Annotated in this window: 9 protein-coding genes and 1 pseudogene; 5 read left to right on the top strand and 5 right to left on the bottom strand. The window is 54.8% G+C overall.

Annotated elements, in window-relative coordinates:
• Positions 1–328: 328 nt before the first annotated feature.
• Positions 329–1,540 (top strand): hypothetical protein, encoded by a 1,212-nt coding sequence (locus AC1ME2_RS07570; RefSeq protein WP_480440150.1) that lies wholly within the window; start codon positions 329–331, stop codon positions 1,538–1,540.
• A gap of 148 nt (positions 1,541–1,688) precedes the next feature.
• Here the strand turns inward: AC1ME2_RS07570 and AC1ME2_RS07565 are convergent, their stop codons facing one another.
• A complete protein-coding gene (locus AC1ME2_RS07565) occupies positions 1,689–2,594 on the bottom strand; it encodes a restriction endonuclease (protein WP_480440149.1) in 906 nt (301 codons plus the stop codon).
• 520 nt (positions 2,595–3,114) lie between these two features.
• Here AC1ME2_RS07565 and AC1ME2_RS07560 point away from each other — a divergent pair.
• A complete protein-coding gene (locus AC1ME2_RS07560) occupies positions 3,115–3,459 on the top strand; it encodes a helix-turn-helix domain-containing protein (RefSeq protein WP_480440148.1) in 345 nt (114 codons plus the stop codon).
• Positions 3,434–4,702, top strand: a complete 1,269-nt coding sequence (locus AC1ME2_RS07555; protein ID WP_480440147.1) for a type II toxin-antitoxin system HipA family toxin — start codon at positions 3,434–3,436, stop codon at positions 4,700–4,702. The genes AC1ME2_RS07560 and AC1ME2_RS07555 overlap by 26 nt, the downstream gene beginning before the upstream one ends.
• A 55-nt stretch (positions 4,703–4,757) precedes the next feature.
• Here the strand turns inward: AC1ME2_RS07555 and AC1ME2_RS07550 are convergent, their stop codons facing one another.
• On the bottom strand, positions 4,758–5,489 hold the full coding sequence (locus AC1ME2_RS07550; RefSeq protein WP_480440146.1) for an HNH endonuclease: 732 nt from the start codon (positions 5,487–5,489) through the stop codon (positions 4,758–4,760).
• 164 nt (positions 5,490–5,653) lie between these two features.
• Here AC1ME2_RS07550 and AC1ME2_RS07545 point away from each other — a divergent pair, with 164 nt between their 5' ends.
• The gene (locus tag AC1ME2_RS07545) at positions 5,654–5,944 is read left to right on the top strand and encodes a hypothetical protein (protein ID WP_480440145.1); all 291 of its coding nucleotides are present in this window, start codon (positions 5,654–5,656) and stop codon (positions 5,942–5,944) included.
• Between the two features lie 320 nt (positions 5,945–6,264).
• Here the strand turns inward: AC1ME2_RS07545 and AC1ME2_RS07540 are convergent.
• Positions 6,265–6,374 (bottom strand): annotated as a pseudogene (locus AC1ME2_RS07540) (IS630 family transposase); the annotation flags it as partial.
• Between the two features lie 105 nt (positions 6,375–6,479).
• Here AC1ME2_RS07540 and AC1ME2_RS07535 point away from each other — a divergent pair.
• Positions 6,480–7,670, top strand: a complete 1,191-nt coding sequence (locus tag AC1ME2_RS07535) for an acyltransferase family protein (protein WP_480440144.1) — start codon at positions 6,480–6,482, stop codon at positions 7,668–7,670.
• 189 nt (positions 7,671–7,859) lie between these two features.
• Here AC1ME2_RS07535 and AC1ME2_RS07530 read toward each other — a convergent pair whose 3' ends face one another.
• Both AC1ME2_RS07530 and AC1ME2_RS07525 read right to left on the bottom strand, forming a co-directional pair.
• Positions 7,860–9,107 (bottom strand): ribonucleotide-diphosphate reductase subunit beta, encoded by a 1,248-nt coding sequence (locus tag AC1ME2_RS07530; protein ID WP_480440143.1) that lies wholly within the window; start codon positions 9,105–9,107, stop codon positions 7,860–7,862.
• A gap of 262 nt (positions 9,108–9,369) precedes the next feature.
• Positions 9,370–12,258 carry a ribonucleoside-diphosphate reductase subunit alpha gene (locus AC1ME2_RS07525; protein ID WP_480440142.1) on the bottom strand — a complete coding sequence of 963 codons (2,889 nt, stop codon included), beginning with the start codon at positions 12,256–12,258 and terminating at the stop codon, positions 9,370–9,372.
• Positions 12,259–12,912 lie beyond the last annotated feature (654 nt).

Below are 12,912 nucleotides of genomic sequence, written 5' to 3'. Positions count from 1 at the left end.
ATGCGCATTGAAAACCCGCGCCCGCGTGTGCACATCGGAGTGTGGGCCGCCCGCAACAGCCCCAGGAAGAACCTTTTGCCCTTATTGAAGAATAAACAGTCTGTTTTTGCAATGTGAAAGAGGACGATGCAAACTCGAAGTTAGAGGTGTCTCCACATAGAAGTTTGATGACACGCCCAAGACACACTGCTCGCCCCTTTCGGCCCGTCTGGCGCAAAATCGGGTTGCCGCCTCGATGAAAGCCAACAACCTAGCCATACTTCATCTCATTGAGCGCGACCACTCAACCTGCGCGGATCGCCTGTTCCTTTTTCTAAAGGATTGCCCAATGATCAAAGGATTGTTCCGCCTTGGTCCTGTGTACCTAGCGCACGTCGTCACCGTCCTCTGTGCACTCTTGCCATTCACCCTTCACGCCAGCGAAACCGTGCACGTCTTCACTGGCACACTGGGCGATATGCCGATTGTGCTGGAGCTGGATCTGGGCGATCCGATGGTGGTCAGCGGCCGGTACTTTTACGAGAAGAACCACAACGACTTACCCCTCAGCGGTGTCTTGAGCGGGAAGAATCTCACCCTAAAGGTAGGCCTGGACGATAACAGCGGCAAAGTCCTTCCAGAGCTATACCTGCGTCAACGAGCGCAATCAGGCTGGCAAGGTAAGTGGACAGGACCGAAGGGCAAAACCCTCAAGGTCGAATTGACAGAAATACAGGTAACGCTTGCGCCCGAAGGTGCCGAGGCGGGTTGGCAGGCGATCTATCAACAGTCGCCCTACGACTACCTGCGCCTGCAAGGCTTGCAGCTCCAGGCGGACAGAGTACAGACCTTCATGGGCTATACCCTGCAATGGTGGGCGGAGCCCGAATCCAAACTCTCGTTCTTCGAAATTACCTCAGGCTACACGCCGGAACAGCGTGAGCGCATCAACCAACAACTGCGCGCCCGTCTGTGGAGTGAAGTGGTCAGCTACCATGCCTGCCTACTCCAGGGCAGCCGCTTCGGCGCGGACTTTCAGCAAACTGTCACGCCTGAGTTACTGTCGCCTGGGGTCGTCAGCGTGAGTGTTTTCACCCGCTACGACTGTGGCGGAGTACATCCTGACTTCGGCAATTCACCGCTCAACCTTGATGTGATCACCGGTAAAGTGCTGGCGCTGGAAGACGTACTCTGGATCGGAAAAGGCAAAGCCTTTCATTACGACGACCGCGAAGACTCCAGCGAAAAAGCCCCGTCCACTGTCAATTTCGACACCTTGGCCGAGTACCGCAGCAAACGGCTCGCTCCTTGGCTCGTAGACCAGTTCAAAACCCTCGTTCCCGACGAAATGAAAAAGCCTGCCGGTGAAGACGATGATTGCGACTTCACCGATGCGGAAGTCTGGAGTTTCCCAGCCTGGTACTTCAAGCCAACCGGCGTCTATTTCGGACCCTCCTTCGCTCGCGTGATGCGCAGTTGCGAAAGCCCAGAATGGTCGGTGGTGCCTTACAGCGAGATCAAACAACACCCCGGTGGCGTGGCGCTGGATTTACCGGAGTAACTCATATTTACCGCCCCTCTGTAGGAGCCAACTTGTTGGCGAGGGGCTTGATACGGTGAATCAGATACACCGCCTCGCGAACAAATTCGCGATCGACTGCGCAGCGGTCGCGGTGTTGACCTGGCTCGTAGGACCTTCCTGCATCGCCCTACATAGGCCGAAATATAGGACGAATGCCCTTACAACCTGGATATGAAGAACAGCCCCAGAAATCACCTCCAGCATTAGCGCCAGTACGGGCGACTCTAATCACCATCGGCTTCCGGCAATGAGGGCAAGCAGGTGTTACTGGTTTAGCCGGGGGCTCAGCGAGCGGTGGCGCTTTTGAAACCTCCGCGACAATGACCGGCTCCACCCGCTCCTCGACAACAATCGAGGTGGGTAGTGGCCCCGGACGCTTGGTCGCCGCGATCCATTGGTTCAGCAGCTCCCCGTCCACCAGACGCAAGTTCCGCCCCGAGGCGAACTGCTTCGCTGGCGCTGTAAATCGGCCGCTGGTGATCACGAACCCACCCGTCGCGCCCTCGGCCGCCATCGCGCCATACAACTCGCGAACCGTCGGCACGCCAACCTGCAGCGAGCGCCACTGTTTGCACTGCACCAGGTACTTTTCCCCGTCCTTGCGAGCAACCAAATCAACCCCGCCGTCCGGCCCGTTACCACCGGTTTCCTGAACGCTAAACCCCTGTTGCCGCAACGCCTCACCCACCAACTGCTCGAACTGCTGCCAGGTAATGCCCTCAATAGTCTTGCCACCCGGCATCGCGACCGACGCCAATAACTGGCGCCGTTTACGACGACCCAACACCGACGCCGCAGCACCGCCGAGGAAGATCAGCGGGACCAAGTACTGGCCGAAAGTGGCGAAGGTTTTGAAGGCCGTGTTAAAGAACATCGACTGCAGGTGCTGCATGTCCGAATAGGCCGGATGGGAGGCTATCGCAACCGAGTGCAGATACACGCCTGACGCAATGGCGATCGTTGTGCTGATCCACCAAGGGAGTTTGCTGGCGATGAAGAAAAGGTCTTCGAATGGGGAGGTTTTTTTAGCCATGACTTCGCTGATATTAAAGGGCTATCACACGATACGTGCAGGGTGATTTGGTGTCTATGGAGTGAGCTACAGGGTATTCCGGCAAAGCTTTGAACATTGCTGCTTTTTAGGCTTCGATTGCTGCCTTAAAAGCAGCACCCGATCCGTTCGAGGGGGACTAGTGTAGTGGTGATCAATAGGGTCGATACAACCTGGATCGGCCGAACTCGCTGCTTCCTTGGTTACCGCTACAGGCCATGTCCATGCCCGCCCTACGACGCCCTCGTCCTCGATCAAGAGGGTATCGCCAGTTTTGATATTTTCGTCGCACTGCGTTGAATCATATGCATCACCAAAATCTTAAAAGCTGTGCATGGGGCTCTCCTGAGCGCAAAACGTTGCGTGGCTGCCATCTCAATCCCGCTTAGCGGAACCAGTAAGAAAATTACGTGCAGGAGTCAAAAGGCAGCCCTACACTGTCCGTATCCGCCACATTGGTGGTGATATATCATGCATAAAATGACTTTAAGGTTGATTTATCATGCGTAGGCACAAAGGGTTGATCTCAGACCGTTCGCAGGCATTACTGGCCGCCCTGGGCGAAAACATTGACGTTGCCCGCAAGCGCCGGCGCCTACAGATAGACACGATCTGTACCCGCGCCGGCATCACCAAGCAAACCTACTCGCGGTTAAAAAAGGGTGAGTCCGGAATCTCTGTAGGCGTCCTGATGAACGTGCTCAGTGCACTTGACCTGGAAGAGATGATTGGGGCGGTTGCTTCGCCCGAACATGATGAAGTGGGCATGACGCTTGAGCGCGCCCAGCAACCAAGCCGAGTACGCGAAGGAGTGGATGTAGATGGCAAGCTGGACCCCAATTGGTAGCGCGTTCGTATTCTCGTCTCATGCCGGCGGTACCCCTCAGCCGGTTGGCCAAGTCGTCATGCGGGCAAAGGGTTTTGCTTTTCGTTATGCCAATAGCTGGCTGGAGCGCCCAGAGGCTTTTGCGGTAGATCCGATCAACCTACCCCTGAGCGATCAGCAATTCGAGTCAGCGCGGTTGTGGGGCGCCTTCGAAGACTCGACCCCGGACAACTGGGGGAAAAAGGTTCTTCTAACGACCCACACCCAGCACCCTCAAAACGAAATCGAATGGCTGCTTGCGTCGCGCGGCGCGGGTGTCGGCTGTCTACTGTACAGCGGATCTCGCAATCAACTCCCGCCCCTGCGAGAACCGCCGCCATTCGAGAACCTGGAGCGGTTGATGCTGGCCACCGACCAGATTGACCAGGGCCAGTCGCAGCCCAGTGAAGAGCTGGTAAAGCTGCTGGAATACGGGTCCTCGATGGGAGGCGCCAGGCCGAAGGTAACAGTCAGTTATGAGGGGATAGAGTGGATCGCCAAGCTTGGCCGGCGTGATGACATCTTCGACCAGGCACGCGCTGAATTTGCCAGCCTGCAAATGGCGAGTGCCGCTAAGATCGCCACCCCCGAGCACCACCTCCTGGAAGTCGCTGATCGCCCCGTCTTGCTGATCAGGCGCTTCGACCGCAACGACGGTGGGCGTGGGCATTATTTGAGCGCACACGCCCTCATCAACGCGCACCGGATGACCGTCGGTGACCTCCACGGCCCGATGAGCTATATCAAAATTGCTGACGTGCTCAAGAAGATCAGTGATGACGCGTCCAATGACATGTTCGACCTCTACAAGCGCATGGTCTTCAACGTGCTGATAGGCAATACGGACGATCACCTGCGTAACCATGGTTGTCTGATGAACAGTCCAACCACTTACACGCTTTCGCCAGCGTTCGACCTGTTGCCGCATCCTAACGAACTCGGCCTACAGGCGTTGATCATTGGCAATCAGGGGCGAGTCTCGTCGCTGGACAATGTGATAAGCGCCAGCGAACGGTTCGGGGTTAATCAAGAGGAGGCGAGGGCGATCGTGGCCAGCACTCACGAAATCACCAAACATTCGGCCAGTTATTTCGAAGCCGCTCGCATGAACGCCCAAGACGTAACCTTACTTGCGAAGGTGTGCTCGCGTTTCGATGAAAGAATTGCGCAGACCCTGGATGTATCCACTGAACAACCCACTCTCCGTGGTCCCGGTTTTAGGTAGGGGGAGCAGTTGTATTACAGCCAAGACCCAGCAACTGCACCGGGGGCTATCGTGCTCATTCCGGCTCTTCGGGATTTTCGATTTCGAGGCGGTTCAGTCTTGCGTAGAAAGACGCAGTGAACGCTTCCCGATCTTCTGATGAATGACAGCGGCGATGACAGTTCGGGCAAAGTGCGACGGCGTTCGTGGGCCTATCGCTGCCTTTATCGGCTAAGCGGCGAACATGATGAACTTCAAGAAATGGCGACCCGTTGGTATCTAGAAAGGGGGCAGCCTGCCCGCAACCTTCGCATCTCCCCTTTGCGTTTTTGAATACCCAATCGCGAACATTCGGATCCCGCTCATAGGTGACCACTGTGCTGGAGGACGCTTTCGGCTTTTCTGTGCCGGGTGGTGGTGAATCTAGAAAGTCGGCAGGGGATTCTTCTGTCTTTTGATCGAGCGGTGTGGCATCGGTTGGCATGATGTAGCCAGTGGCCTTGGATACGCCTTTTCTGTTAAGCATTTCTTGGATTTTACTGCTGACCTTTGCGCCAACATTCTTCGCAGGCACGTAGCCTTTAATACGACGCAGCCCTAACTCGACCATCACGCTGGAAATATTCTGCATACGCAGCTCGATGGCTGATTTGCTGCGAGCGGAAAGCGCGCCTTCGCGCAGCATTAGGCCGATCTCGGTCTTTTTGAACGGGCGGGCATCCTTCTCCATTTGCAGCATGTCGAGATAGGCGTCCACCGCTACCTCAAGCTCCATGTCGCTCCAACGTGTAGATGGTTTTTTCGTCATGACGGCGCCGATATTGAAATACCTGCGCGAAGATACGTGTAGGACGATTCCCCGTCTACGAACGGATTTTTCCTACGTGAAGGCGAGCCTGACGCGCTTGGTGGCTTTGCGGCATCATGGTAAAAAGTTTGTCGGATATTTCATCCGCAAGCGAAGGAACGGCCATGAAAAGAATAGGGATAGGATTTATCGCCGTACTGGCGCTACTCGGTGCTTTTTCAGTATCGGGCAAGGACGCACGGCTCCCCGATTCGGCAATTATCAAGATCCTCATCGACGACTCGATATCGTCCTACCCAGGCAATTGTCCGTGCCCATACAACTCTGCGAGAAATGGTAGCCGTTGCGGCAAGCGCAGTGCGTACAACCGTCCGGGTGGCTATGCGCCGCTTTGCTTTAAAGAGGATGTTTCGAAGGAGATGGTTGAGGAATATCGGCGGCGACTGAAGTCTTGACTGCGAATTCCGCGCCCACGTGGGCACCCATTCCATGGACACTTGGATATTGATTCTACGAGCACTTGGACAGTGATTTTTCACTGACCTAATCCACTCTCAGGCAGGCAGCAACACGGTTTTTTCATGCAATGTACTTGCCCCTTTCATCGTGAAAAGCTCGCCTCCAGGATTTCCGCTGGAAAGCGTGTGCATGATTTGTTAGATTTCGACGAACGTCTTCAAGAGCCAACAGGGAAAATGAGCCCTGAGGCGGTAGCACGCTTTTTCCTCCCTTGAGCACCCTTTTTTCTAGTGTGCTGTCTCATCAATAAGACCCTTCATGCCTGTGCGGCCATCGCCTCGCGGGCTCGTTGTGTCGTGTTCAAAAGATCTTCTCCTTTCGCGTTTCAGACGTAGCGGTCGGCTGTGCATTTCGCAGCGCGAGGAAAAAACAGAAGTAATGGATATATATCATGCTGCGCCGTCGTTAATTCAATAACCGTGTTGCACCCAGCGTTTGCAACCGCCCTTTAAAAGAAAGGAGCAGAAAAATATGAATAACGCTCTGTTGATAATATCTATATATGCAGTGTCGATATTTTGCCTTGATAGAGTTTTCAGGCGAACTAATATCTTGTCAAATCAGATCTTGTCAAGGTCTTCGCCGCTTGATGCGCTGCGAGGTTTGCTTGCGACAGCTGTTGTATGCCACCACTTTGTGGTGACGTATTATTGGAAGGTAAATGGTAGTTGGGTGCGTCCGGAAAGTGATGTTTTAAATAATATGGGGGTGGTGCCCGTCTCGTTGTTTTTTATGATAACCGGTTTTTTGTTTTTTGGAAAAATATACAGAAAAAACCCAGAGTGGGGTGTTCTGTTACGGTCGAGAATTCAAAGGATAATGCCGCTTTATATATTTTTGGTCTTTGTTGTATTTTTGATGAGCGTGATAGAAACAAAGTTTATTCTTGTGGGTGTAAACGAGATAATTAAGGGGGTGTTCATGTGGGGCGGGTTTGTCGGCTCCTCTTTTAATGGATTCCCTGACAGTATTCATATGACGGCTGGAGCGCAGTGGACGCTGAGATATGAATGGCTTTTTTATCTTTCCCTTCCTGTCATTGCGTCGGTTGCTAACAGGAAAACATACGGCAAGTACCTCGCTTTATCATTAGTTATAATGGTATCGGCACTGCCTGGTATTTACGTCGGGGTGATAATTCCAAAATTGGTGTTGCTTTTTTTTATAGGATTTATCCCTGTGATTATAAAGGTGCATTTCCCAGGATTTTTGCCAGTCATCAGGCGTCGGCTTAGTTCTTTAGTGGCGTTGGTTTTTATAAGCTTAGGAATGAGTGTGGATCCAGGTTATTCGGTTGTTCAAATGTTGGTGCTCGGGGTTTCTTTTGTGATAATTGCTTTGGGTAATGATGTTTTTGGGGTCCTTAAGAGCAGTGGGTTGAAGGTGCTTGGAGAAGTGAGTTACAGTATATATCTTACTCATGGGTTGATTTTGTATGTGTTGTTTTCGGTGTTTGATGTGATCCCTGTTGAAGAGGGTGACGTATTTCACTATGTTGTTTTATTGCCGGTTGTGCTTGTTTTAGTTTCAGCCTCTTCCGTGATCACATTTTTCGCAATAGAGAAGCCGTTTATTTTTGTGACGGCGGCTGCAGTAGCTGAGTGCGACACGGTTATTGAATTGAAGCAGGCGCCTGATGTTACAAGCCCATCAGCTGAGTGAGTACCTCGCGGTAAATCGATGTTTAAGCAGTTGGGGTGTTGGCGTTTATTATTCAGTCTTCGCTGACAAGTCCGCTCATACAGTGGGTGGGTGTCTATCTCACCACCGAGAATCCCCCAAACAAAAAAGCCAGAAGCAACCGCTTCTGGCTTTTCCATTTCAAACATTCGCTAAGCTATCAAGCCAGAATCAATCCCAGCTCAACGCCCCACCTGTTTGATACTCAATAACCCGGGTCTCAAAGAAGTTTTTCTCTTTCTTCAAGTCCATGATTTCGCTCATCCATGGGAATGGGTTAGTCGTGCCTGGATACTCTTCCTTCAAGCCGATCTGCGACAGGCGACGGTTGGCGATGAATTTGAGGTAGTCCTCCATCATTGCCGCGTTCATGCCCAGTACGCCGCGAGGCATGGTGTCGCGGGCGTATTCGATTTCCAGTTGGGTGCCCTGGAGGATCATTTGGCTGGCTTCTTCCTTCATTTCAGCGTCCCACAGGTGTGGGTTTTCGATTTTGATCTGGTTGATCACGTCGATGCCGAAGTTCAGGTGCATGGATTCGTCGCGCAGGATGTATTGGAACTGCTCGGCGACGCCGGTCATTTTGTTGCGACGGCCCATGGAGAGGATTTGGGTGAAGCCGCAGTAGAAGAAGATGCCTTCCAGCACGCAGTAGTAGGCGATCAGGTTGCGCAGCAGTTCTTTGTCGGTGTCGACGGTGCCGGTTTCGAACTTCGGATCGGAGATCGAACGGGTGTATTTGAGGCCCCAGGCTGCCTTTTTGGCGACTGATGGGATCTCGTGGTACATGTTGAAGATCTCGCCTTCGTCCATGCCCAGCGATTCGATGCAGTACTGGTAGGCGTGGGTGTGGATCGCTTCTTCGAAGGCTTGGCGCAGGATGTACTGGCGGCACTCCGGGTTGGTGATCAGGCGGTATACGGCGAGTACCAGGTTGTTGGCAACCAGGGAGTCGGCGGTGGAGAAGAAGCCGAGGTTGCGCATGACAATGCGGCGTTCGTCGTCGGTCAGGCCTTCCGGATCACGCCAGACGGCGATGTCGGCGGTCATGTTGACTTCTTGCGGCATCCAGTGGTTTGCGCAGCCGTCGAGGTACTTCTGCCAGGCCCAGTCGTATTTGAAAGGGACCAGTTGGTTGAGGTCGGCGCGGCAGTTGATCATCATCTTTTCGTCAACGGCAACGCGAGCGCTGGTGCCTTCGAGTTCAGCCAGACCTTCGGCGACGTCGAGGCTGTCCAGGGCGGCCTTGGCGCGGATGATCGCGGCCGAATCGGTGTTCGTGACCGCGCGGGCGGCGAGGGCGGCGGCGCCACCGGCGCTGTCGAGGCGGTCCATGTTGGCTTCGTTGGCGTGCCCGGCGTTGGTCGCTTTGGCGACTACTTCGCCGTCTTCTTTATCGAATTCGTCCCAGCTCAGCATGATGTTCGTCTCCTGCGTGAGGGTCAGTCGGTTCGACTGGCCTGTGGATCTTGAGGTGTGTTGCTTGCGTTACGGTGCTGCACGCAAAAAACATGAAATTATTGTGGGGCTCAGGCGCGAGCCTTTGTAGGAGCTGCCGAAGGCTGCGAAGGTTGAAGGACCTTCGGTCCTTGTAACCGCTGGTGCGGTTGATCGCAGCCTTCGGCAGCTCCTACAGGGAATCGCCGGAGTAAGGGCGCCTGTTAGAGGCGCCCCCTGTTACTTATTGGCAGGCTTCGCAATCCGGCTCATCAATAGAGCAGGCTTTAGGCACTGGCGCCGGACCGGCAGGGGCGGCGAGTACGGAGTCGTCGCCGTGGTTGCCGCTCGAGACTGCGTTGAGCTTGCTGGTGCTGATGGTCGACTTCTCGGTGCTGGTCGCGGCCAGGGCACGGAGGTAGTAAGTGGTTTTCAGGCCACGGTACCAAGCCATGCGGTAGGTCACGTCGAGTTTTTTGCCCGATGCGCCGGCGATGTACAGGTTCAGCGATTGCGCCTGGTCGATCCATTTCTGGCGGCGGCTGGCGGCATCGACGATCCACTTGGTGTCGACTTCGAACGCGGTGGCGTACAGGTCTTTGAGTTCCTGTGGGATGCGGTCGATTTGCTGTACGGAACCGTCGTAGTACTTCAGGTCGTTGATCATGACCGAGTCCCACAGGTCGCGAGCCTTGAGGTCGCGAACCAGGTACGGGTTGATCACGGTGAACTCGCCGGAGAGGTTCGATTTCACGTACAGGTTTTGATACGTCGGTTCGATCGACTGCGATACGCCAGTGATGTTGGCGATGGTCGCGGTCGGTGCGATGGCCATGATGTTGGAGTTACGAATACCTTTCTGTACACGGGCACGGACAGGCGCCCAGTCCAGGGTTTCGTTCAGGTCAACGTCGATGTACTTCTGGCCACGTTGTTCGATCAGGATCTGTTGCGAATCCAGCGGCAGGATGCCTTTGGACCACAGCGAGCCCGGGAACGTCTCGTAAGCGCCGCGCTCGTCGGCCAAGTCGCAGGAAGCCTGGATGGCGAAGTAGCTGACAGCTTCCATCGAACGGTCGGCGAACTCGACGGCAGCGTCGGAGGCGTACGGGATGTGCTGCAGGTACAGCGCGTCCTGGAAGCCCATAATGCCCAAACCGACGGGGCGGTGCTTGAAGTTGGAGTTCTTCGCTTGCGGCACCGAGTAGTAGTTGATGTCGATCACGTTATCGAGCATGCGCACGGCGGTGTTGACGGTGCGTTCGAGCTTGATGGTGTCCAGCTTGCCGTTGACGATGTGGTTCGGCAGGTTGATCGAGCCCAGGTTGCAAACGGCGATTTCGTCCTTGTTGGTGTTCAAGGTGATTTCGGTGCACAGGTTCGAGCTGTGGACCACGCCGACGTGCTGCTGCGGGCTGCGCAGGTTGCACGGGTCTTTGAAGGTCAACCATGGGTGGCCGGTTTCGAACAGCATCGAAAGCATCTTGCGCCACAGGTCTTTGGCCTGAATGGTCTTGAACAGTTTGATCTTGCCAGGGTACTGGGACAGGGCTTCGTAGTACTCGTAACGCTCTTGGAAGGCCTTGCCGGTCAGGTCGTGCAGGTCTGGCACTTCCGATGGCGAGAACAGGGTCCACTGGCCGTCATCGAAGACGCGCTTCATGAACAGGTCAGGGATCCAGTTGGCGGTGTTCATGTCGTGGGTACGACGACGATCATCACCGGTGTTCTTGCGCAGCTCGATGAACTCTTCGATGTCCATGTGCCAGGTTTCCAGGTAAGCACAGACTGCGCCTTTGCGCTTGCCGCCCTGGTTGACTGCTACGGCGGTGTCGTTGACCACTTTGAGGAACGGCACGACGCCCTGGGATTTGCCGTTGGTGCCCTTGATGTAAGAGCCCAGCGCGCGAACCGGGGTCCAGTCGTTACCCAGACCGCCTGCGAATTTGGACAGCATGGCGTTGTCGTGGATGGCGTGGTAAATGCCCGACAGGTCATCCGGTACGGTGGTCAGGTAGCAGCTGGACAGCTGTGGACGCAGGGTGCCGGCGTTGAACAGGGTTGGGGTCGACGACATGTAGTCGAAGGACGACAACAGGTTGTAGAACTCGATGGCGCGGTCTTCTTTGTTCTTCTCTTCGATCGCCAGGCCCATGGCCACGCGCATGAAGAAGATCTGCGGCAGTTCGAAACGCACGCCATCCTTGTGGATGAAGTAACGGTCGTACAGGGTTTGCAGGCCCAGGTAGGTGAACTGCTGATCACGCTCGTGGTTGATCGCCTTGCCCAGTTTTTCCAGGTCGAAGGTGGCCAGAATCGGGTTCAGCAATTCGTGCTGAATGCCTTTGGCGATGTAGGACGGCAGAGCCTTGGCGTACAGGTCGACCATTTCGTGGTGGGTGGCGCTGTCGGCCACTTCCAGGAAGCTCAAGCCTTCGGCACGCAAGGTGTCCATCAGCAGGCGAGCGGTCACGAACGAGTAGTTAGGCTCGCGCTCTACCAGGGTGCGCGCGGTCATCACCAGGGCGGTGTTGACGTCTTTGAGCGCTACGCCGTCGTAGAGGTTTTTCAGGGTTTCGCTTTGGATCAGCTTCGGATCGACTTCTGCCAGACCTTCGCAGGCCTCGGTGACGATGGTGTTCAGGCGACCCATGTCCAGCGGAGCAAGGCTGCCGTCGGCGCGGGTGATGCGGATCGACGGGTGCGCTTGTACGGGTTCTTCGGTAGAGCGAACAGCACGTTCTTTGGCGCGCGAATCACGGTAGATCACGTAGTCGCGGGCGACTTTCTGTTCGCCGGCACGCATCAGGGCCAGTTCGACTTGATCCTGGATTTCTTCGATATGGATAGTGCCGCCCGAAGGCATACGACGTTTGAACGTGGCAGTGACCTGTTCGGTCAGGCGCGCAACGGTATCATGGATACGCGACGAGGCAGCAGCGGTGCCGCCTTCAACTGCAAGAAACGCTTTGGCGATGGCGACGGTGATTTTGTCATCGGTATAAGGAACGACAGTGCCGTTGCGCTTGATCACGCGCAGCTGACCAGGTGCGGTAGCGGACAGATCCTGAAGGGATTCGCCAGCCTGCGGCGCAGTGGCCTGCGGATTCTCGCGGGTTGTGTCGGTTTGCATGGGTGTCTCCACGTTCTCTATGTTTGTTTGGGCACTGAATGCGTGCCCACCGTTCCGTCTTGAGGCAGTCAGCTGACAAACGTCCGCTATAAAGACCCCAAAACGGATAAGGAAGGCTTTTGCCGCCATTCCTGGGCTTTGAAGTCGATGGTGTCGGGGCAATCCCCGCTACCAGAAATCTTTTGGAGGGTGTTCGTTTTTATCGCAACACGTGTACCTATTTACCCGGATGCTGGAGGTAGAGAGGTTGCCATCCGCCTTAGCGGTTTGGTCTACTGAAAAATGCTTAAGTTCAACCAAACTGACACAAGAAAACTGCTTGAGTTTCTCGATTGAAATGTGTTTGGTTTTTGGTCTAAAACCCTACATGTAGGGTTTTTTTCGCCGCGACATACAAGATAAAGCGTTTTGGGGATGGATTGCAACGTGGCCTTGTGGATAAAGCTGTGGGTAATTCGTGTATGAAATCGTGAAGTCGCGTGTAGGCCGCGCTGCTGCTGGACTGGGCCGTCTGTCACTGTTTTTTTGGTTTATACGGGTTTTTGCGGGCGCGAACCCTATCACAGAAAACACTGTTCGCAAGGTTATTTTGGCATGTCGTGTGCTAGGGGCGAGCGGTTGCTACAATCGCCGTCGATCTCGCGCTGACAAAGG

Source organism: Pseudomonas sp. ASL9, from assembly GCF_056680335.1.
This window is presented reverse-complemented; position numbering and strand designations above follow the sequence as displayed.